Below are 23,603 nucleotides of genomic sequence, written 5' to 3' on the forward strand. Positions count from 1 at the left end.
ATGGGCGAAATTAAACGGCAACGGGTTACAAGAGCAGATGGAAAGGCCATTAACCTGGTGCAGAGAAGAGGACATCTTTCTTACTGTTACAATGCATGTTGCTGCGGCAGGACGGACAGGGGCTATAGTGCTGTACCAGTAGACCTGTATAAAAGCGAATGGCTACGCCGCAAATTACGGAACGTTGTACATATGACTAAGGGTGGCTGTTTGGGTCCCTGTACACTTGCGAATGTCGTTACGCTGTTATTTGACGGGCACTCGGTCTGGTTTCATTCCATTAACAGCGACTGGCAGGTAACGGCGATATTTGATTATATCGACAGCATGGTAGCTGCCGATGGATTTCAGGTGCCACCTGCCGAACTCAGTGAATATGTCTTTCAGTTTTATACCTGGAAAGGTACTGAAGCACCCTCCATATCAGGCCCTGCCGATCAGGCAAAAGAAGGAATTGTATTTCTTTCCCATGCAGATACAGACCTTCTCAGTCTGCACCAATCCCTGCAATTTCTTCCCGAAGAGTTTCCACAGACGCTAGGTATTAACCTGCTGGCGGTAAAAAGCGATGCTCATATGGCACAGCTGCTCGATCGCGAAATAGCTGGGGCTAAGATCATCATTTTGAGAATACTGGGAAGGCCAAGTACTATTCCCGGATTCAGTGAACTGGTGAGCAGGGTGAAAAAGCAAGGGCAGCATCTGATTCTTGTGAGTGGCACCAGTGACTTCAATCCCGAATATGCTGCCGTTTCCACTGTACCGCCCGATGTCCTGCAGGAAACTCTGAACTATCTGGATGCCGGGGGACAAGGAAATATGGTCTCGATGCTACAATTTTTATCGGACCGTCTGCTGATGACCGGCTTTGGATTTGATGCACCTGTGATACTGCCACAGCATGGTATTTACCATCCGGAACTGCCGGAGAATCCAAGTTTTGAAGACTGGCAGCAACGCCGAAATGCATCATGGGCGACAGTAGGCATTACGTTCTACCGCGCACATTACATGAGTGGTAACACCTCTTTTATCGATGCGCTAATCAGATCGCTGGAAGACAGGAGTTTGAATGTACTCCCGGTATATACGGCTTCCTTAAAATCGACAGATGCAGATAGCGGATGGCCTAATGCCTTTCAGTTTTTTAACTCAGGGACTAAGGTCGTTATTGATGTATTAATCAATACAGTATCTTTTGCGATGCAGGATGGCAACGCGACATCTGCAGCAGAGAACATTCTGAGTAAACTGGATGTGCCAATTTTGCAGGCTATCACCAGTGGTATGGGGCGTGGCTCCTGGGAGTCATCTAGCCGGGGATTAAATCCGCTAGATACTGCAATGAACGTAGCGATCCCGGAATTTGATGGCCGCATCATTACTGTGCCCGTATCCTTCAAGGAAAAAGGAAAAGATGCAAGGGGATATGAATCTGTCGAGGACAGGATCGACCGTGTAGCTGGTCTGGCAGTACGGTTTGCCCGTTTAAAGCACCTGCCTAACCGGGCTAAAAAAATAGCATTTGTATTTACCAACTCGAGTTCCAAGGCTTCCCAGATTGGGAATGCTGTGGGATTGGATGCGCCAGAATCGCTGATGATGATGCTCAGGGCAATGCAGGCCGAAGGTTATGACATTGATGCTCTTCCAGATTCGGGAACACAACTGATTCATGACCTGGTGAACAGATGTTCTTACGACGAGACTTACCTTACACCGCAACAGCTGGAAAATGCTGTGGGACAAGTATCCTTTTCGCAGTATGCCGCCTGGTTTAGAGAATTACCTGTGGAATTACAGAAAAAAATAGAAAAACAATGGGGGCCTGCTCCCGGAAAATCATATATACACAATGATCATATTGCCTTCGCAGGTCTCGAATATGGGAACGCGATGGTTGCCCTGCAGCCTCCGCGTGGTTATGGGATGGACCCAGATGCGATATATCACCAGCCAGACCTTGCGCCCACACATCACTACCATGCCTTTTATAAGTGGTTAAGGAACGACTGGGGCGCAGATGCAATTGTTCATGTGGGCAAACATGGTACGCTGGAATGGCTGCCAGGGAAAAGTATAGGCCTCTCAGAAAACTGCTTTCCTGATGCCTTCCTCGCAGATTTACCTTTGTTTTATCCCTTTATCATCAATGATCCGGGCGAGGGATCGCAGGCCAAACGCCGTGCACATGCCATTGTGGTAGATCATCTTACGCCAGCTATGACTTCAGCAGACAGCTATGGGGAACTTGCTATGCTTACACAGCTGGTGGATGAATACTATCAGGTAGAAACTCTCGATCCTTCCAAACTACCTCTGCTGCAACACCAGATCTGGAATCTGATTAAACAGACGAACCTGGACAAGGACCTGTCTGTGATGCTGCAGCGTGATCATGGCGATCACAAACACGAATGGGACGATGAAATGACTCCTGAAGGCATTCCGGTGAGTATCACCGAAATGGACGGCAAGGACATTGCGCATCTAATTGAAGATATTGACGGCTATCTCTGTGAACTGGGGGCTGCGCAAATCCGTAACGGACTGCATACGTTGGGTCAGGCACCAGTGGGAATAGCCTTGACTGATATGCTGGCTTCCCTCACGCGACTTTCAAATATAGGTGTGCCCGGATTGCCTCCGCAGATTGCCGCACTCTTTGATTTTGATTTTAATGCACTGCTGGACAAAAAAGGACAGCGCTTGTTGCAGGTTCCGGAACGTTTTAAACTTCTTGCCGGAAGGCCGGTAGTTACTGCTGCCGATGCATTGGAGGTCATTGCTGAATTGGGAAACCACCTTTTTCAGCTGTTGGAAAAATATCATTTCAACCCTGCATCTGTACAGGAGGTCTATCAGGAAACCTTTGGTAAATCCACTCCGGTACGTGCAGAAATAGTGGCTGTACTCAGCTATGTCTGTGAACGTCTGCTGCCCAATCTGTCACAAACCTATGACGAGATCAGTAGCCTGCTGCATGGATTATCCGGCGGATATATCGCAGCGGGTCCAAGTGGGGCACCTACACGTGGCATGGCACATATCCTGCCTACGGGACGTAATTTTTATAGCGTTGATCCCCGTGCACTGCCATCGCAGGCCGCCTGGCAAGTGGGCCAGCAACTGGCCAATGAAGTGCTGGAACGCCATCTCAGGGAAAAAGGTTTCCACCCTGAAAGTGTTGCCATCAGCATCTGGGGAACAAGTGCAATGCGTACACAGGGCGATGATGTGGCAGAGATATTAGCCTTAATGGGAGTCAGGCCTGTATGGCAGCCGGAAAGCAGGAGGGTAGTGGGGCTCGAACTGATCTCCACCGAAGAACTGAAGCGCCCGAGGATAGATGTCACTACAAGGATCAGCGGTTTCTTCAGAGACGCGTTTCCTCATCTGGTGGATCTGATCGATGAGGCTGTTCAGATGGTGATTGCACAGGAAGAGGAGCCTGCAGAAGATAACTTTGTAAGAAAACATTATATAAAAGACCTGGAGGAATTACAGTCCGCAGACCTCTCCCTGGAGCAGGCAGAAGAAAAAGCCGCTTACCGGATCTTTGGCTCGCCGCCGGGAAGTTACGGTGCGGGTATACTAGAAATGGTGCAGGAACGAAACTGGCATTCTGATGCTGATTTCGCGTCAACGTATATCAATTGGGGTGGATATGCCTATGGTAAAAATGTTAGCGGTGTTGACGCGAGAGATGAATTTAAAAAGCGGCTGGCTACCGTAGAAGTTGCGCTGCATAATCAGGATAACCGGGAGCATGATATCTTTGACAGTGATGATTACCTGCAGTTTCATGGAGGAATGATTGCTTCAATCCGCAGTCTTTCAGGCAAGCAGCCTAAAAGTTATTTCGGAGATACCCAGAATCCCGACAGGACTGTTGTGCGAGACCTGAAGGAAGAAGTACAACGTGTATTCCGCTCAAGGGTGGTAAACCCCAAGTGGCTTGAAAGTATAAAAAAACATGGGTACAAGGGAGGATTAGAACTGACTACAACTGTAGATTATATATTCGGTTATGATGCAACAGCTCAGGTAGTTGACGACTGGATGTATCAGCAACTAACAGAAACTTATGCCCTGGATAAGGAAATGCAGGAGTTTTTTGCGAAAAACAATCCATGGGCACTACATGCCATCACCGAAAGATTGCTGGAAGCTGTACAGCGTGAGATGTGGAGTGCCTCTCCGGAAACGCTGGAAGCCCTGAAACAGCTCTACTTACACAGTGAAACATTATTGGAAGAACGAAACGAAGTTTAATATGAATTATCCATTTTCAGCGATAGTAGGACAGGAAAAACTTAAAAAAGCTTTGCTGTTGTGTGCCATCAATCCCGGCGTCGGTGGTCTGCTGATCCAGGGTGATAAAGGCACAGCTAAAAGTACTGCTGCCCGTGCCCTGGCAGAGGTGGTGCCACCGATCACTAAAGCGGCAGACTGTCAGTTTAACTGTGCGGAGGAGCAACCTCTGGACATCTGTCTGAGCTGTAAGGACAATGAAAGAACAATGCTGCAAGTGCAGGTTCCTTTCATCAACTTACCCATTGGTGCTACTGAGGAAAGAGTGATTGGCAGTATTGACCTGGAGGGTATTCTGGCCGAAAAGAAAAAGAAGTTTCAACCCGGATTGCTGGCTGCAGTTCATCAGGGTATCTTATATATTGACGAAGTGAATTTACTGCCGGACCATTTGGTGGATGTATTGCTGGATGTAGCCGCTATGGGTGAAAATATCATCGAGAGGGAAGGGCTTTCGCTGAGCCATCCTTCGCGCTTTACGCTGATTGGTACTATGAATCCCGAAGAAGGACAGCTGCGGCCTCAGTTTCTGGACAGGTTTGGGCTGATGGTAACGGTAGAGGCTCCAAATGAAGTGTCAGAAAGAACAGAAGTGGTGCGCAGGAGGATTGCTTTTGAAAATTCTCCGGCATCCTTTAGTCAGCAATGGGAGCGAAGCCAGGTGAATTTGCAGCAGCGCCTTCTGAAAGCAAAAGAACTGTTGCCAGAAGTACAGCTGCAGGATGAACTGCTGACACTGATTAGTGAACTGACGACAGATTCGGGTGTGAGAAGCCTACGTGCGGATATCGTGATGTACAAAACGGCTATCACGCTTGCCGCGCTTGACCAGCGTACTGAAGTAACTGCTGCAGATATCCGGGAAGCTGCAGAACTGGCACTTGCTCATCGCAGCCGGAGAAATGCACCACAATCACCTGCTAATACACCGAAATCATCACCGGATCAATCGCAGGCCGACAGAACCTCCCCTGCCCCCGAGCAGAGGGCTGCCGATAGCTCTGAGCCTGCTGACCTTAAAAACAATACACCACCTACAACAAATCGTAATGAAGGAGAAGCCGATGAGCAAATATTTGATGCTGCTGGAGCCATTATCCTGCCACCTATACAGGGGTTGAACACTAGATCTGAAAAAGCGGGCAAGCGAACTGTTGCCCCTGACACCAAAAGGGGCGCATATATAAGGCCGCTGCCCTTACAGAATGGATCAGGTATTGCCCTAGATGCTACAGTAGTACAGGCCTTGCAGAGAGATCCTGAAAAGTTGGACATCACGATGGCCGATCTGCAGCAGAAACAACGGAAAGGGAAAGTTAGTAACCTGATCCTCTTTGTGGTGGATGCTTCTGGCTCAATGGCCGCCAGTAAAAGGATGGAGGCTGTCAAAGGTACTGTAATGCAGTTGTTGACAGATGCCTATCAGAAGAGAGATACCGTAGGGGTAATTGCTTTTCGCGGTATATCAGCTCAGGTACTGCTTGAACCAACCCAGAGTATTGATCTCGCAGAAGAGGCGATGAGAAGTCTGCCCACAGGTGGACGTACGCCTCTGCCTCATGCCCTGCAAACGGCAATGAAAGTAGCAGAGCAGTTCAGTAAGAATTATTATCCTTTGCTCATTATCTTAACAGATGGAAAGGCGAATGTAGCCCTCGATGGTGAAGGCGATCCATGGATGCAGACTCTCGACTTAGCTGGCCGACTCAAAAACAACCAGGTCCAGTCAGTGATCATCAATACTGAATCTAATTTTATCAACTTAAATAAGGCGGAAGAGCTTGCCGAAACTCTGGGTGCGCAGTACATATCACTGCAGGACATCTCAGAGGAGAACCTGCTACCAATCGTCGGTGATTTATTGTAATTAAACCGAGCCCCAGAAAATGATGTTAGAAGACCTGTTAAAATCTAGACGTGATACCCGGCATTTTACCAATGAACCTGTGCCTGATGAGGTGCTTGAAAAAGCCCTTCAGGCTGGGCATATGGCTCCTTCGGTAGGTTTAACCGACGCAACCCGTTATTATGTGATCCGGTCAGCCGAAGTTAAACAGGCCATCAAACAGCTGTTTGACAGTTATAACCGTAAGGCTGAGGAGCTGATTGAAAACGAGCGACAGAGATCTGCGTATCAGGATTTGAAACTTGAAGGCATCACAGATGCACCTCTGGGACTGGTAGTATGTTATGACCGTTCCGTTTTAAATGAGTTTACCATCGGTACTGTCGCCAGTAATGATACGATAAAATCTAGTGCAGTTTGTGCTGTGCAGAATATCTGGCTTTCCTTAACGGAACAAGGATATTCGATGGGCTGGGTATCGATATTGAACTACCATCACTTTAAAAAAATATTGGACCTCCCTGATCATATTGAACCCCTCGGATATTTCTGTGTGGGCAAACCGGCGACGGATTATGGTCAGCAACCTATGCTTCAACAACTGGGTTGGAAAAATAAATCTGCAAACCCGATCGTAACTGAACTTCATACTATTTGTAGTGCTGTGGTTCATGAAAGCAGCAATGCAGCACAGGACGTGCCTGATCATCTTTCAATGCAGCTGAGAGCTGCAATTGACGGTAAAACGAAACCTGCAGGTTCATTAGGAATGCTTGAAGATCTGGCGATGCAGATCGGAAGTGTTTTGGGTACCCTCAAACCCAGGATCACTGCTCCTCATTTGGTTGTTTTTGCGGCTGATCATGGTATTGCTCATCATGGTGTCAGTGCCTATCCACAGGAAGTAACCCGGCAGATGGTCAGTAATTTCCTCGATGGTGGTGCGGCCATCAATGTTTTTTGCAGGCAGCACGACATTAATCTCAGGGTAGTTGATGCCGGAGTAAATTATGATTTCGCCGGAAATGCAGATCTTACGGTGCACAAAATAGCGAAAGGCACACAGTCTTTCCTGTATGCTGCAGCGATGTCTGCTGACGAACTGGAACTGTGTTTACAAAAAGGAGCAGAAGTAGTTGCCGCGATCGCAGCGGCTGGCTGCAATATCATCGGTTTTGGAGAGATGGGTATAGGTAATACTTCCAGTGCCGCGGTACTGATGCATTTGCTTTGTGAACTTCCCCTGCAGGAATGTGTAGGAAGGGGAACGGGCCTGAAAGACGAACAATTAAAGAAAAAACAGGAGATTTTACAGCTGGCCATCAGTCGTTATCAGGGTAGTCATCATCCAAAAGAACTGATGGCTTATTTTGGGGGCTTCGAGATCATGCAGATTGCCGGGGCGATGCTGGAAGCGAAGAAGAAAAATATGCTCATCCTGGTAGATGGCTTTATCTGTACCGTGGCATACCTTTGCGCTTTCAAATTAAACCCAGAGCTGAAAAGCAATGCCGTCTTCTGCCATCAGTCTGACGAACAGGGTCACCGGATTTTACTCAAACAGCTGGAAGCTAATCCATTATTGCAGCTGAATCTGCGCCTTGGCGAAGGTACAGGCTGTGCCCTGGCTTTTCCGCTGCTGAAGAGTGCTGTAAATTTCTTAAATGACATGGCTAGCTTTGAAAGCGCTGATGTAAGTAAAAGTAGAGATTAATCAAAAAGAAGCTTCTCTACAGTATCAGTTTGGTCTCCAAAATAAAAATGGAGATAACTGGCCAGTATCTGGTCCGTTTTGAAAACCGGCGTTTGCAATACTTCATTTCTTGCATTCCATACCTGAATATCTTCCTGCTGTGGAGGCATTTCGATAAAATGAGAATAGTGAAATTCATGCCCCCGGAGTTCTGTGCCTCCAATAGCTACACGTTTGTATCCCAGTGCAAGTTTTTTTTGCTGCATGCCTGTGGCGATATCTAAAATGCCTGTCATGGGATATTGCTGTCCATCCTCATCTGCGATGTATTGTCCGAGATACATCATTCCACCACATTCTGCTAGGAATTTGCCACCCTGTTCATGATAACTGAGTAATTGCTTCTTTAAAACAATGTTGTTTGATAAGGATTGAAGATGCAACTCCGGGTATCCTCCCGGAAAGTAAATCAGGTCTGCCGGAGGCAACACCGCATCCTTTAACGGACTAAAATACTGTACTTCTCCAAGATTGCTCAAAGCACGTATATTCTCGGCATAGAGAAAGTTAAAAGCTTCATCTCTGGCAATCAGAATTTTTTTGTTTTTTTTTGGTTTGTGGAAAACCGGAACTGGAACAGTGCGATGAACACTATAGGGAACTGTAGTAATGCGTATCAGCTCAGTGAGGTCTATATGTTTTTGAATATGCTCAGCTGCCTGTTCAATAATGGCTTCGTGATCGATATCTGAACCTGTTTTTAATCCCAGATGTCGTGATGGTATCTGCATCCCTTCATTTTTTGGTAAAAATCCCAGAGCAGTAATACCTACATCATCCGCGGCGGCTTTGAGCAGCCGGTAATGCGATTCATGTTCAACAAAATTGAAGATGACACCGGCGATACATATGTCTGTACGCATAAGCTTAAAACCCAGTAATAATGCAGCAGCAGAATAAGCCATCCCTTTGGCATTAATGATCAGCACAACGGGAATTTGCAGAAAAGCGGCGAGATCAGCGCTGCTTCCTTCCATCTTTACGGCACCATCAAAAAGTCCCATCACTCCTTCTGTGATCAATACCTCTGCGTCATTCCCATAATGGTTGTAGGTGGTCCTTAGATGGATATCGTCCATCATAAAACGGTCCAGGTTGAGGCTTGTTCTTCCTGAAGCGAGTGAATGTAATTTGGGGTCAAGATAATCTGGTCCGCATTTATACGACTGTACCGTCAGCCTGCTGTTACGCAGTGCCCTGATCAGGCCTAGTGTGACTGTGGTTTTTCCAGCACCACTGTGCGGAGCTGCAACTAAAAACTGAGGCTTCATCTAATGTTTAATCCGGTTTATGAAGCCAAATATAACCTGATCGGCATAAGGAATGAAATAATTAAATAAACAGCAAGTTTCGGGTAGTGAGGTAAATTATTCCTCTTTACCTTTGGGATATGAACAGTCAGGAAGAAACCAATTTCGGGCGAGTTGCCTCAGCAATTCATTATATCAATACGAATTTTAAAACGCAGCCAGGGCTTGATGAAATTGCAGAGAAGGTGAATCTCAGTCCTTTTCATTTTCAAAGGCTTTTTACAGATTGGGCTGGAGTAAGCCCCAAGAAATTTCTGCAGTACCTCACCATTGCACATGCAAAGAAAATGCTGAAAGATAGTCAGGCTACACTTTTTGATACCGCATTCGAAAGCGGACTTTCAGGCACAGGAAGATTGCATGACCTGTTCATCAATATTGAGGGGATGACCCCGGGAGAGTACAAAAATGGCGGTGAGCAACTACATATCAATTACAGCTTTGCAGATACACTTTTCGGGAGGGCCCTGATCGCCTCTACTTCCAAGGGTATCTGCTATATTGCTTTAAATGAGGATGAGAATGCCGAGTTTGGCAGCCTGAAGGCAAAGTTCCCGCGGGCGCAATATCAACAGGAGACAGATACATTTCAGCAGGAGGTACTGCAGCTCTTCGTCCAACACTGGTCACAGCCCCAACAACTTAAGCTGCATCTCAAAGGAACTGATTTCCAGTTAAAAGTTTGGGAATCACTGTTGAAGATCCCCCTGGGCCGGTTGAGTACCTACGGGTCTATTGCCGGGAGTATTGGACTTCCTTCTGCTTCAAGGGCAGTGGGCACCGCAGTAGGGGCAAATCCTGTAGCTTTTTTAATACCTTGTCACCGTGTAATCCAGTCAACCGGTATTTTTGGACAGTACCGCTGGGGCAGCATCCGCAAACAGGCTATGATCGGCTGGGAAGCTGCACAGCTAGAAAACAATCATTAGCATGAACTTATTTAATACCGGCGGGACCGCTAACTTATTACCATATGACGGTGAGAGCTATTATTACGGCAAAATCATGTCTGATACGGATGCACAGTATTACCTGCAGAAATTGCTGGATGACATTGCCTGGAAGAATGACGAAGCCGTCATCTTTGGAAGACATATCATCACAAAGAGAAAAGTTGCCTGGTATGGTGATTCCGACTATTCATATACCTATTCCAATATCACCAAGCAGGCGCTGGAATGGACACCTGAATTGCTCGCCCTGAAACAGCTTACTGAACAAAAGACCGGAACTGCATTTAATTCCTGCCTGCTCAACTTATACCACGATGGTAATGAGGGAATGGCATGGCACAGTGATGATGAAAAATCCCTGGGAAAAAATACCAGTATAGCCTCTCTGAGTTTTGGCGCAGAGCGGAAGTTTGCCTTCAAACACAGGGAGAGCAAACATACCCTTTCGCTGATGCTGGAAAGCGGGAGCCTGCTGCTGATGAAAGGCGCCACGCAAAGTAACTGGCTCCATCAGTTACCTAAAACCACAAAAGTTACCCGCCCCAGGATCAATCTCACCTTTCGGACCATGATTTAGGAGGCCACACAAATTGCGCTGATCATTGTTATCTTTACAGTTCATACCCGATACTGCACATGATAGATGTTTCCGAGAAGAGTTTTTTAGCTGCGGCCAAAGGCAAAATTATTACTGGATTTGTACTCGCCTTCTTCGCCCTGTTTCTGGCGTGGGGAGTAAGTAAAATCGCCTTTAATGAAATGCTGGATACGGTAGATGCCATTTCTACGCCAAATGCAAAATTACGCCTCGTGAACCAGGTTTCCAGAAAGGTAGCCAGTCTGGACCAGCAGCAGAGAACAACGGCATTAAATTCTCCCGGGAAGTACAACGGTTTCCTGAAAGATTCGCGTCAGCTGAGGTTACTGCTTGATTCACTGGCAGGGATGTATAGCACTGACCTGATACAGCTGAACAGAATCAAATCTATTCAGAAGCTGCTCGTTGCCAGAGATAAACAGTTTGTCAACTACCTGAAAGTCCGCGAAGGACTGGTCAACAATAAATCTTTCACAGAAGAAGTACAAAAGTTGAATGCGCTGGTAAACCGTCCTCCGCAACAGCAGGACAGCACAATTGTAACCACAGAAAAAAAGACCTCTACAGTCACCATTTTGCCAGTGGATGAGACTGCAAAGCGGAAAGGGTTCCTGAGCAGGATCTTCAGTAAGAAAAGCGATCCGGAAGAACAGAGTAAGACCTATCAGGTAACTAACGAAGAGAAAATACAGCGCGATACCATTGCCTTGTCCGGAGAAACCATCATTGCTAAAGGACTTGAAAAATCATTGCGTAGCATTGCGACAGAACAGCAGCTCAAAAGTGCCCGTTTTTTAGATAGAGAGGCAGTTTTAGCAAACGCTAACGATGCACTGACGCGCCAGATGCTTGATATCCTCAGGAAAGTAGAAGCCGAAGTGGTCACCCAGATTGAGAAGAATGGCATATCAGCCAAAGCAGTGGTCAATACGGGTATTACCAGAATAAGCTGGATTATGATCGGTTTTTTTTTACTTACTATCATCTTGTTATACCTGATTCTTACAGATATCACCAGAAGCAACCTTTACAGGAAGGAACTTGAAGCTGCCCGCGATGAGGCCGAATATCATGGTATGGCCAAGCAGCGGTTTCTCTCCAATATGAGCCATGAGATCAGGACCCCGCTACAATCGATCATCGGCTATGCCGAGATCATCAGAAACCAGGAGCGGCCCCAGCACAAAGATATCGAAGCCATCTATCATTCTTCGGAACATCTCCTTCAGATCGTCAATGAGATCCTGGATTATAACCGCATCATTTCAGGGAAATTTACTTTCCAGCGAAAACCTTTTAATATTAAAGAGCTACTGGAAGAAGTTGTGTCTGTGATGAAACCACAGGCAGAACAGAAAAGCCTGACGATGCGTACAGCTATAGAATTGCATGGTATTGAGTTTGTTGAGGGGGACGCCTTCAGGCTAAAACAGATCCTGTATAATCTGCTCAGCAATGCCGTAAAGTTTACTCAGAAAGGAGAAGTTGTTTTAACGGTTTATTACAAACGGCAACTGGGGAACCTTCATTTCACCTTTATGGTAAAAGATACGGGGATAGGATTTACAGAAGAAGAGAGCAGCAGGATCTTTAATGAATTTGAGCAGATAGATTCTGCAGACAAAGAGGTGATCAATAAGGCTGGTGCCGGCCTTGGCTTAACGATCATTAAATCTCTGATAGAGAATCAGGACGGACGTATTTACGTAAAAAGTAAATCTGGTGCCGGCAGTACGTTTACTGTTTATCTCACTTTTAAAGTAGCCGACTCGGTGCAGGTAGAAAAAGTGTTGCCTGTAGCCGCAAAGAAACTCAATACCAAGGATAAAGTTTGGGTAGTGGATGATGACCAACTGATCCTCGATCTTTGTGAGATCATCTTTACTAAAAAACAAATTCCTCATGTATGCTTTAACTCACCGGCGGCTGTTCTTGCTGCGGAATGGGACCCGGCGGTAAAGTTCATGCTGATGGATATGCGCATGCCTGAAATATCTGGTACAGAGTTATGTCATCAGATGAGAGCAAGGATCCCGGCAGATGTGAAAATCTATGCAATGACAGCCCAGGTTCTGCCTGAAGAATTGGAAGCTGTGCTGGAGCAGGGGTTTGACGGCCTGATCATGAAACCTTTCCGTGAGAATGACTTGCTTGCTGTATTCAGTACAGAGGACAAGGACATCCCGGTAATTAAGGAATCTGTGGCTGATGACGTTAAAGAGGCTGATTATTCAGACATCACTCTGGACACTTCTGTAGTGGAGAAAATGACATTCGGGGATCAGGAACTTCTGGTAAATATCCTGAACAGGTTTAAGGAAGATTGCGAAAATGATATTGCAGAGCTGCAACAAGGCATACTTGCAAATGATCTTGCTCTCGCAAGGCTTATTGTTCACCGGATTGCTGGCAGAACAGCGCAGATGGGCTCCGCCAAGCTGGCTGCAGAATTCAGGCTGATGGAGATAGAACTCGCTTCGGCAGATACAATTACAGCGCTGCACCGTCAAAAGCTGGAAAACTGCATCAGCAGGCTTGGCTTACTGATGCAGCTTGTCAACTTAAAGGTCGGTTAGATTCTATTCGATTTCGTAGCGCTCCATTTTGGAATACAGCGTTTTCCTGTCGATGTTGAGCATTTTAGCCGCTTTTGACTTATTATATTTAACCTTGATCAGCGTTTCGATAATCAGGGTCTTCTCATTGACTTCATTGATGGCTTTCAGATCCGATCCTGTAGGTTTTGGAGCCTGTTTGATCGCCAGAATCATCTCATCCGGAAGAGCCTCCAGATTAGCAGTGTCAGTTGGCGTTAACAATACCATCCTTTTGATCACATTTTTTAATTCGCGAAGGTTCCCCGGCCAGTCGTAATTCAGCAACAGGTCACGTACAGGCGCTGAAAGCTTTTGTACATTTCTGTCCAGCTCTTCATTTGAAAGCCTGATAAAATGGTCTATAAACAGTTCCAGGTCCTGACCACGGTCCCGCAATGCAGGAAGAAGGATCTTAAATTCGTTTAAACGGTGATAAAGATCTTCGCGGAATTCTCCGTTCTGAATACTGTTCAGCAGGTCGTCATTTGTTGCCGTTATGATACGGACATTCACAGCGATCTTTTTTGTGCTTCCTAAAGGCTGAATCACTCTTTCCTGTAATGCCCTCAGTAATTTGACCTGCACTTCATAGCTCAGGTTGCCCACTTCATCCAAAAAAAGAGTACCCCCTTCTGCGGCCTCAAATTGTCCTTTCTTATCATTTACTGCACCAGTAAATGCGCCTTTGACATGTCCAAACAGTTCACTAGCTGCAAGGTCTCTCGACAAAGCACCACAGTCAATCGCTATAAATGGTTTTGCACTTCGTTTACTTTGAGTATGTAGTGTCCGGGCAGCATATTCTTTGCCTGTACCACTTTCTCCCTGGATAATGACCGACATGTCTGTTGGTGCTACCAGGTCTATGTGTGCATAAAGTTTGTCAGCTGTAGCACTTTTACCCTTGATAAAGTCGGCATGTTCTACCGTAGCTTTGGTCGCGCTTTCGGTTTTTTTCTCCAATGCCCCACCAATGGTCATCAAGAGCTCATCAGGATTAACAGGTTTGGTAATATAATCTATCGCGCCCAGCTGAATTGATTTAACGGCTGTACGCACATCATTAAAACTTGTCATGATAACAACCGGATAGTTAAAGCCTTTTTCACGAACGTGAGAAAGTACTTCGAGGCCTGTACCATCTGGCAAGCGGTAGTCTACCAGTAAAAGTTGAAAGGTATCCTGAGCTAATATTTTGAAAGAATTTTTAACATCATGAACGATAAATGGCTGATGGCCATGCTTCTTAAGAAAGCCCTCTAACAACTGTGAGAAAGTTAGATCATCTTCAATAATAAGTATTTTCGCCATAGGTATCTGCTTTGATATAATGGCAAAAATACAAAAGCCGGAGGATTTCCGGCTTTAATATCTTCATAATTTGTGTTTAGTTTTATTTATTGGATGATCGACCCATCTTTACTAAGCTGTAAATAAGCCATGTCAGTTCCCTTTTTAACATCTACCTGATAGAAGGTTGATTTATCTGATTTTGTGATTATGAATGCTGTTGTTGGTGTCCATTCTTTGTAAGCATTTGCCTTCAGAGTTGTTTTTACTGCTTCAGGTAATTCTTCCAGTTTAACAGGAACTTTATCCGCAGTACTGTCTGATTGTAAGGCAATGGTTACTGGTGTGATGATTTCATTTGCTTTAACTGTAGATACGCCTGCGAATGCTAAGATAGCTGCTGATAAAATGAAATTTTTCATAGTGTGTTCGTTTATTTAAAAATTACTGTTTTAATTCTGATGTTATAAGTATGAAAATAATGCCATCGTGCCAGAATAGTGTAAACTAACTATGAATCAGTTTATTGTGGTTTAAGACTATCAAAAATGCTGTCCATTTTCTCTACAGTCTGTCCCTAACAGGAGCAAAATCCGCAAGAACAAAATCAAACAGCAAGCGTTATATAGCTATCTATAAATGTACAACTATGACTTACAAAGAACTTCTTTATGACCTGGCAGACAGAACTGCCGAAACTTATAACTCCTACTTGGAATCTAAAGTATCTTCACTGGTTGATCCTCAGCAGTCTGTGCCCGACCGGACGGAGTTGCACCGTGCTGAATATGAAAGGCTGGAGAAAAAACTGATTGCCTTACTGGCAACAGTTAAAAATGACGCATCTGCCGATAACGAAGCTCCCGGGGATTTCTATGAAGAGTTTATCAAAGAATAACAATAATCCTTTCATTCAGGGGGTTGAATTTTGTTTGATCCCCGTAACTTTTTACTAAGTAAATATTTAGCATTTATCATTACCTAAATCTTTTCTTAGCTTTGCATCCAATATGTTGTCTAAGAAAACAAAATATGCCATTAAAGCACTGGTGGCTTTAGGCAAAAACGTAGAAAACCCTCCAATGCAGATCGTTAGATTAGCAGAACAGGAGATGATACCCCGGAAATTTCTGGAACAGATATTATTAGACTTGCGTAATGCAGGTTATCTGTATAGCAAAAAGGGAGCTGGTGGAGGATATAGCCTCAACAAAAATGCTGCAGACATCTACCTGGCGGATATTCTACGAATCACCGATGGCCCTATTGCCATGGTTCCATGCGCAAGTTTAAAGTTCTATCGCAAATGCGATGAGTGTCATGACGAAAAAACTTGTGGAATTAGAAAAACTTTTATTGATGTAAGAGACGCCACCTTACAAGTATTGTCCAGAACTTCCGTTGCAGATGTAATAGCCAGGGAAACTTTGGACGACCTGATCAGTTAAACGGATCCGTTTTTGAGGGCTGAATAAATTATTTTAAAAATAAAGACTACTTATTCAATAGACTTTGTATATTTGTATTGCTAAACATACATATACACCCCTTAAAATTTCGGTTATGATTTTAAATAAAACAAAAAACAGCATCCAGGAACCACGTATTACATTGGTTGGAGCTGGCCCCGGAGATCCTGATTTAATTAGCTTAAAAGGAGTTAAGGCGCTTAACACAGCCGATGTGGTATTGTATGATGCATTAGTTAACGGTGCTTTATTAAACCATGCACCTGAACATGCTATCAAGATTTTTGTAGGCCGTTCTGATGATGAATCTTTTTCACAGGATGCCGTAAATAAACTAATGATTGATTATGCTTTAAATTATGGGCATGTAGTGCGTCTTAAAAGCGGCGATCCTTTTGTGTTTGCAAGGGGCTTTGAAGAAGTGGATTATGCAGAATCATATAGCATCCAAACTGAAATCATTCCGGGTATTTCAAGCGCCACAGGCGTACCGGGGCTGCATAAAATACCGATGATCTATGGCGATCTGAGTGAGAGTTTCTGGGTGCTTTCAGGAACAAATGCAAAAGGAGAAGTTTCGGCTGACCTAACCGGTGCTGCCAGATCAAATGCTACAGTTGTCGTACTGATGGGTATTGAAAAGATCAGAGAAATTGCTGCAATCTTCATTAAAGAAGGAAAGGACAGACTACCTGTTGCAGTAATTGAGAATGGATCAAGTAAAGACGAAAACATCATTGTTGGTGTGGTGGATACTATTGCAGAGCTCATCGAAGATCATCATATTTCTTCGCCGGCACTATTAGTGTTTGGTGATGTAGTTTCAGTGCATCCAGCTTTCGCCAGAATCAGAGATTTCTACGCGGTACTTTCAGAAGAGTATTAAAAAATATATACATCTTAATTTTGTTGCTAAAGCCGGGTTTTTACCCGGCTTTTTGCATTTAAATTAAGCTAAACCACTATCTTTGGCCTACCCTATTGCCTCTGGTAACCATACATATGTCCCTTTTCCGTGCGCTTTCCGTCTGTTTTTTTCTGGCATTCAGCTCCAAATTCCTTTTTTGCTTCCAAAAACCTTTGTCGTCAGCTGTTCCGGGATTAGATATCGCTGCATACGAGAAACTGGTGACGCGTTACCGGTATGATAAACCAGATTCTGCCTTGTTTTATGTCCGCGAGGGGATGAAACTTGCCAAAAAGAATAATGATGAAGAGGGGATTGCCAGAATGCTGAACCAGATGGGGATGATAGATGACAATACCGGAAATGCAGAATCTTCAAGACAAAGGTACCTCGAGGCGCTGGAGATCTATAAAAGGCTAAACAATCCTAAAGGGATAATTAAAGAAAACATCCGCCTCGGGGTGGTAGAAAACAGGAAAGGTAATTCGGCAGCTGCGCTTACTTATTTTCTGCAGGCATTAAAAGTAAGCGAAAAAAGTAATGATAAGAGCGGCATAATGGAATCTTATGTCACCCTTGGTGAAGTACATGCCTTCCGTCATAATTACGACCGGGCAATTTCTTTTTATCAAAAAGCCGAAGCCATCGGCAACCAGCTTCCCTTTTCGAGTTTAAAATTAAACAACTACCTCAATTTTGGTACTGCATACCGGGAAATGGGTGATTATCCCAAGGCAATCTTCTATTTTGAAAAGGGAATTGCACAAAGTGATTATCCTGAGATGATGGGCTTAAATATTTCACTCACCAACGGACTTGCACAGGTATACGCAAAGTCAGGTGCTACATCCAAAGCGATTGAACTTCAGAAAGGAGCCCTGCAAAAGTCCAGGAACATTCACAACACTATCCGGGAATTTCAAAGCCTTATGGCCCTTGCAGAAAGCTATGAGCCAACTGATCCTAAATTATCACTAAGATACCTGCATCAGGCGCTTAACCTTGGTCAAAATAAAAAAGCGAATAAACAAATCCTCGAAGCACTAGCGCATATTGCGGCACTCAATGAGAAAACAGGGGACTTTAAAGCTGCCTATGAGGCGAAGACGAAACAGTACAGTATTGCTGACAGTTTTTACTTCAAGGATATCTCTGCAAAGATATCAAACCTGCAGGCACAATATGAACTCACTAAGTCTCAGGCCAGGGTAGAACAGCTGAAATTTCAGAACAATGAACAGGAACTAGAGAAGAGAGCGCTGTCATGGATGATCTTTGGCAGCATCACACTTTTGCTCATTCTTGGAGCCTATTTTTTTAAAATCAGAAACCTAAACAGGTTAATGAACAAAGTTAATGCAGACCTTGTACAGTCAAACACCGTTAAGGATAAGCTTTTTTCAATTCTCGGGCACGACCTTAGAGGCCCGTTAAATTCAATACTCAATCTGCTGGGGCTGGTGAACAGGGGCTGGCTTGATGAACAGGAGAAGGCCGCGATGCTCAATAAGCTTGAAACACAGTGTAATGCCTCTCTGGATACCCTTAACTTGCTATTGCGGTGGGGACAGATGCAACTGAAAGGAGTAATGATCAATCAGACCGATATCTTACCAGCAAAAGTAATAAACAGAAACCTGTCTCTGCTTGGGGAAGCAGCTGCGCAGAAATCTATTACTATCGAACAGGAGACTGTACCGGATATCGTAGTTTTTTGTGATGGGGACCATCTGGATTTCCTGATCCGTAATATCCTGTCAAATGCCATAAAATTTACACCAGAGGGAGGTAAGATTAATATATCGGTAAAGCCTTACCAGGATGACCAGGTGATCTTTGAGGTGAGAGATACCGGTGTGGGTATTGAGCCTTCGCGTCTGGAATCTATTTTTAGTGTAAATAACGTAAGTACCTCAGGTACAAATAATGAGAAAGGTACCAGTTTGGGACTGGTCATCAGTAAGGAATTTGTAACTGCAAACGAAGGCAGAATCTGGGTGGAGAGCAAAGCCGGGGAAGGTTCCAGTTTCTTTTTCGTGCTAAAGAGAAAATAGATTCCAAAACAACTATTTTTGCTGATCAGCGTTTAAAAACTAATTGACTAAATAAAATATGAATAAACTGAAAAATAAAATTGTATTGAAGGGGGCATTGAGCATTTTGTTTGTTGCCGGACTTGGATTTCAATCATTTGCACAAAAGAAAAACTGGCAAAACCTGGATTTGAAAAAGGATAGTGTTTTTGGTATAGACACAGAAAGAGCATATGCTGAATTATTAAAAGGTAAGAAATCTTCTCCCGTCGTAGTTGGTGTACTGGATGGAGGTGTAGACATTAATCACGAAGACCTTAAGCGAGTGATATGGGTAAATAAAAAAGAAAAAGCAGGTAACGGCAAGGATGATGATAAAAACGGCTATATTGATGATGTCAATGGCTGGAACTTTTTAGGTTCTGCAAAGGGATCTGTAAATCAGGAAACCCTGGAACTTACACGAATCCTGCGCAGGGACAAAGCAAAATTTGAAAATGAAACTGCTGCTACAGTAAAACCTGCAGACTCTGCGGCTTTTACACAATACCTCAAAGCAAAAATAGACTTCGAAAAACAAACCGAAGAAGCTAAAAGTGCAGTGGCAAACATCGGCGGACTTAAGAACGTGCTGGATGCCATGGTAAAAAAAATGGGTAAGGAGAATCCCGGAGTTGCAGACTTCCAGAATGTCAAAGCTGAATCTGCCATGGAAGACCGTCTGAAAAAAATCATGGTTTCCCAGTTGCAAAACACAAGCTTTGAGGCCTTCTATAAATCACAAATTGTTAAAGGATTAGATCATTACGAAGATCAGCTTAAATATAACCTGAACCTTGAATTTGATCCCAGACCTGAGTTTGTTGGTGATAACTATGCTGACAGCAAACAAAAGAACTATGGAAGCAATGACGTAAAAGGACCCGATGCCAGCCATGGAACACATGTTGCCGGAATTATCGGTGCTGACCGCACCAATACCATAGGTATTCTGGGTGTTGCTGATAACGTACTGATTATGGGCGTACGTGCTGTACCAAATGGCGATGAAAGAGATAAGGATGTTGCCAATACTATTCGTTATGCCGTAGATAACGGGGCCAAGGTGGTAAACATGAGTTTTGGTAAGGCTTATTCATGGGATAAAAAAACTGTAGATGAAGCTGTGAAATATGCAGTGTCTAAAGACGTTCTCCTGGTACAGGCTGCGGGTAACGACAACAAAAACCTTGATGTAGAACAAAGCTTCCCGAGCCGTCGTTACGAAGACGGAGGTATTGCTTCTTCTTACCTGGTGGTTGGTGCTTCAGGGCCTAATGACGATAAAACACTGAAGGCTGATTTCTCCAACTATGGTAAAACTACTGTAGATGTGTTCGCTCCGGGCGTACAGATCTATTCTACTGTGCCGGACGGTAAATATGAGGCTTACAATGGTACAAGTATGGCCTCACCTGTAGTAGCCGGTCTGGCTGCGCTGATCAGGTCTTACTATCCTAAGCTAACCGCCGTACAGGTGAAAGATATTATCATGAAATCTGTGGTGAAAGTTAATCACGATATCGAGATCGAAGGAGAAGAAGGTACTGCACCTCAAACTGTGCCTTTCGCTGATATCTGTATCACTGGTGGGATTGTTAATGCCTATGAAGCATTAAAGCTTGCTGCTACCTATAAATAAATACTATTTAGCCGTCATGCGAAATAAGCATGACGGCTTTAAAATAACTGTCTTGATAGTTGCTGCTCATCCAGCAGACATAGCTTTTCGTATTTATATTCATTAACCAGGTCATAATTCTCTAGATCTGTATAAATCATGATCAGCAGGTTAAAGATGAACATCGCGTTCAGTACCACATCATTTCTTTTAAAGAGCAACAAACATTCTTTTGCATAGTCGATTGCAAGAGAATATTCTTTTCGGTAGTAAGCTTGCTCCGCCTGGAACATCATTAAAATGGACTCCTGGTATTTTGTTAAAATTGAATTGCTCCTGTTGGACAAGTTAACCATAATATTCTCTATCTGGTTTGTCTTTCTGCCGGGATGCAACTTGGCACCATAGATTCCATATAAACTCAGAATGTACAGGTCAAAATTGCTTTTCTTCTTAATTTCCTTGGGATGCAGCTTTACGATGTTCTCAATGATTTTCCTCGCCGATGGGGCATCACCCAGGAAAATGTTGACCAGGATGATTAAAACATAAGTCACTCCCTCACGGGTATCCATCTGTTGATTCTCATTTACCTGAAAAGGATTTTCGCCTTCCTTGAATGCTTCTATTTGCTGAAGAAGCTGCTCATGCTGCATTGATGCTCCGTTAAGCTTGGCGAGGACAATTTCGAGAGCATGCGCCGGATTAACCATCCATTTGCTGCTATCCAGCGTTTTCAGTTTCGCGATAATATTCTTTATTCCATCTTTATCAAGCTTGATAATCTCCATTACCCCCAGAATGGAATAATACATCAGCAGATGTTCGTTACTCCTCGCTATATCTACAAGCGCGAGAACAGCCTCAGGATAACATGAATCTATGAAATCCAGATTGATCAGCTTGGATATGATGATTTCATGGAATTTATCTTCCTCAAGTACGCTGAGGATCTCAGCATTATATTTCGACCTGTATTTAATTTCTTCAGCAATGAACAAGATGATGTAATTGGTTTCAAAGCTGTTCAGGTTTAGTTTGAACATTGATTTCAGGGAATGGAAATTCCCGGTTTTGATCAAAAAGCGTGTAGCCCACTGCAATAGCTGGAAGCGCACCTGGTTGTAATCATATTCCTCATTAATGTAGGCGAAAAATTCCTTGCTCACTTGCAGGTGGAATTTCTCCAGAATCTCCACAAACAGGAAGTACTCAAACATGTGCGGATGCAGAAAACGTACATATTCTTTGGGATGTGCATCCTCAGATCTTTTCTCCTCCATTAAAATACCATCAGAAAGCAGTTCCATGTAGGCATTCCTAAATGCAGAAAGCTCTGCAATCAGGGAATCTTTTTCAACGGAGTTTGAATTTTTCCCGTAATTGGTTAGCTGAATAATTTTTTTCAGAAAGAGGATCTTTTCGGTGTAGTAGTTCGAACGGTATATCTTTTCCTGTATAAACCGTGAAACAAGCTCGTAGAAGGTGATATTGGTGTAGTAATTAAAATCTGGGTCCTCCTCTTTTAACTGATAATAGAGCTGGATATGGAAAGGAAACTTTAATTGTGCCTTTAATCTTGGATTGACCTCTTTATGGTCTAGATAATTAATCTTCGAGATGATGATTTCTACCTCTTTTTCTGATAGGGGTGGTACGTTGGAAAGTTCATGTAAATTAAAGTAGTTGCCGGGAAACCACTTGTTCTTTAGAAATGAAGAATGTCGCATACGGTCATAAAACCTTGTCCAGGTAGTAGAACGCATCGCCATGATCAGTTTGATATGCTGACAATCTTCCAATGAACAGATCAGGTTAATGATACTGTCATATAATGTTGTCTTATCCTCTTTCTTAAGTACCAGTTCTGCAAAGCCATCAATGATGATAAAGAACTTACCGCCATGTGCGCCCTGCAGGCGGTCTATATACTGTAATACATTTTCATTTGTTTCGATCTGAAGGTGTAGTTTCAGTTGTTCCTCCAGGTGCAGGTGCATGGCGTCTTTATTGAAAAAGCTATATGCTTTGATAAAAAGCACTGCAGAATCTTTGTAAGCCGCATTAGGTCTGTAAAAAAGGTTCTCGGTCAGATGACTGAGTAATATCGTTTTCCCGTAACCGGGTTGTGAAACGAAGGTAGTAAAGATAAATTCTCCGTTGTAAAATTCATCAAAGTCGTGCTCAGCAAATTTCCTGCTGATCGTCATGTCGTATGGAATGCCTGAACGGTTTCTTATGGTCTTGAGCGTGAAATTGGTTATAGCATCGGATTTCTCTTTCAGAGCTTTCCACTCATCGATGTGGTCAGTGCTGACTGCAGGCAACTGTGTTCTCTCCGGCCCGGCAATGTCAACATATTCAGCTAAAGTGGTAAGCGTGAAAGTGGAAAATTTATGTTTTACCAATGCAAATCCAAACAATCGTTTGATAGTAGTCTCGCTAACATTTTTGTTCAGGTGCTTACTGATCTCAATCGAAATTCTCTTACAATCTGCAGGTGTAATAAATCGGATACCAAGTTTTGAGAGAATCAGGCCTTTGAGCTCATCCAGCCGATTATTGTATTCCATAGTACCTTTTTAAGTCGACAAGTTTATCATTTGGTAAATAGCTAATTAGAACCACTTCTGGAAGCCAATATAACACATATACGTTATAAATGAACAGAAAGGTTTCAAATAAAACCGGAGGGAAATGTAAGATTTAGGAGACAAAGTGCCCTGCAGTATCACTAAATCCATATAGCCTTAATTTTCGGCTGAGGAAATTTAAAAATGAACAGAATGAATGATCAGAGTGAATGATTTCGCCTTTCGTAATGAATGATTTGAACACTTAAAGAGAAGTTCTCTATTCTTAAAATTGCCGTA

The 23,603-nt window shown here is 43.8% G+C and carries 15 protein-coding genes; 11 read left to right on the plus strand and 4 right to left on the minus strand.

Going from position 1 to position 23,603, the window contains the following annotated elements; translation table 11 throughout:
* Genes cobN through cobT form a run of 3 tightly spaced genes read left to right on the plus strand, consistent with a single transcriptional unit; the run spans position 1 to position 7,874 of the window.
* The gene (gene cobN / locus OQY15_RS19330; RefSeq protein WP_265793569.1) at positions 1-4,275 is read left to right on the plus strand and encodes a cobaltochelatase subunit CobN; all 4,275 of its coding nucleotides are present in this window, start codon (positions 1-3) and stop codon (positions 4,273-4,275) included.
* A gap of 1 nt (position 4,276) precedes the next feature.
* Positions 4,277-6,181 (plus strand): magnesium chelatase subunit D family protein, encoded by a 1,905-nt coding sequence (locus OQY15_RS19335; protein ID WP_265793570.1) that lies wholly within the window; start codon positions 4,277-4,279, stop codon positions 6,179-6,181.
* A gap of 19 nt (positions 6,182-6,200) precedes the next feature.
* A complete protein-coding gene (gene cobT, locus OQY15_RS19340; RefSeq protein ID WP_265793571.1) occupies positions 6,201-7,874 on the plus strand; it encodes a nicotinate-nucleotide--dimethylbenzimidazole phosphoribosyltransferase in 1,674 nt (557 codons plus the stop codon).
* Here cobT and OQY15_RS19345 read toward each other — a convergent pair.
* Positions 7,871-9,184 carry a cobyrinate a,c-diamide synthase gene (locus tag OQY15_RS19345; protein ID WP_265793572.1) on the minus strand — a complete coding sequence of 438 codons (1,314 nt, stop codon included), beginning with the start codon at positions 9,182-9,184 and terminating at the stop codon, positions 7,871-7,873. The two genes, cobT and OQY15_RS19345, sit on opposite strands and share 4 nt — an antisense overlap.
* Positions 9,185-9,303: 119 nt before the next feature.
* On the opposite strand from OQY15_RS19345, the gene OQY15_RS19350 reads away from it, so the two are divergent.
* The 3 genes from OQY15_RS19350 to OQY15_RS19360 are packed head-to-tail and all read left to right on the plus strand — an operon-like array spanning position 9,304 to position 13,350.
* Complete coding sequence (locus OQY15_RS19350; RefSeq protein WP_265793573.1) at positions 9,304-10,152, plus strand: methylated-DNA--[protein]-cysteine S-methyltransferase; 849 nt, start codon at positions 9,304-9,306, stop codon at positions 10,150-10,152.
* 1 nt (position 10,153) lies between these two features.
* Positions 10,154-10,753: an alpha-ketoglutarate-dependent dioxygenase AlkB gene (locus OQY15_RS19355; protein ID WP_265793574.1), complete on the plus strand. Its 600-nt coding sequence runs from the start codon at positions 10,154-10,156 to the stop codon at positions 10,751-10,753.
* 59 nt (positions 10,754-10,812) lie between these two features.
* Positions 10,813-13,350 carry an ATP-binding protein gene (locus OQY15_RS19360; RefSeq protein ID WP_265793575.1) on the plus strand — a complete coding sequence of 846 codons (2,538 nt, stop codon included), beginning with the start codon at positions 10,813-10,815 and terminating at the stop codon, positions 13,348-13,350.
* Positions 13,351-13,353: 3 nt separating this feature from the next.
* Here the strand turns inward: OQY15_RS19360 and OQY15_RS19365 are convergent, their stop codons facing one another.
* Both OQY15_RS19365 and OQY15_RS19370 read right to left on the minus strand, forming a co-directional pair.
* Positions 13,354-14,682, minus strand: a complete 1,329-nt coding sequence (locus OQY15_RS19365) for a sigma-54 dependent transcriptional regulator (protein WP_265793576.1) — start codon at positions 14,680-14,682, stop codon at positions 13,354-13,356.
* Between the two features lie 86 nt (positions 14,683-14,768).
* Entirely contained in the window at positions 14,769-15,083 is a 315-nt protein-coding gene (locus OQY15_RS19370; RefSeq protein WP_265793577.1) for a hypothetical protein, read from the minus strand.
* A gap of 227 nt (positions 15,084-15,310) precedes the next feature.
* Between OQY15_RS19370 and OQY15_RS19375 the strand changes: the two genes are divergently transcribed.
* From OQY15_RS19375 to OQY15_RS19395, 5 genes are all read left to right on the plus strand, one after another.
* Complete coding sequence (locus OQY15_RS19375; protein WP_265793578.1) at positions 15,311-15,559, plus strand: hypothetical protein; 249 nt, start codon at positions 15,311-15,313, stop codon at positions 15,557-15,559.
* A 112-nt stretch (positions 15,560-15,671) separates the two neighbouring features.
* On the plus strand, positions 15,672-16,109 hold the full coding sequence (locus OQY15_RS19380) for an Rrf2 family transcriptional regulator (protein WP_265793579.1): 438 nt from the start codon (positions 15,672-15,674) through the stop codon (positions 16,107-16,109).
* Positions 16,110-16,224: 115 nt separating this feature from the next.
* On the plus strand, positions 16,225-17,016 hold the full coding sequence (gene cobA / locus OQY15_RS19385) for a uroporphyrinogen-III C-methyltransferase (RefSeq protein ID WP_265793580.1): 792 nt from the start codon (positions 16,225-16,227) through the stop codon (positions 17,014-17,016).
* A gap of 194 nt (positions 17,017-17,210) precedes the next feature.
* The gene (locus tag OQY15_RS19390) at positions 17,211-19,091 is read left to right on the plus strand and encodes a tetratricopeptide repeat-containing sensor histidine kinase (RefSeq protein ID WP_265793581.1); all 1,881 of its coding nucleotides are present in this window, start codon (positions 17,211-17,213) and stop codon (positions 19,089-19,091) included.
* Positions 19,092-19,149: 58 nt separating this feature from the next.
* Positions 19,150-20,751, plus strand: a complete 1,602-nt coding sequence (locus tag OQY15_RS19395; protein ID WP_265793582.1) for a S8 family peptidase — start codon at positions 19,150-19,152, stop codon at positions 20,749-20,751.
* Between the two features lie 38 nt (positions 20,752-20,789).
* Here the strand turns inward: OQY15_RS19395 and OQY15_RS19400 are convergent, their stop codons facing one another.
* Complete coding sequence (locus tag OQY15_RS19400; protein WP_265793583.1) at positions 20,790-23,303, minus strand: hypothetical protein; 2,514 nt, start codon at positions 23,301-23,303, stop codon at positions 20,790-20,792.
* Positions 23,304-23,603 lie beyond the last annotated feature (300 nt).

Source organism: Pedobacter sp. MC2016-15 (assembly GCF_026239695.1).
Taxonomy (GTDB): domain Bacteria; phylum Bacteroidota; class Bacteroidia; order Sphingobacteriales; family Sphingobacteriaceae; genus Pedobacter.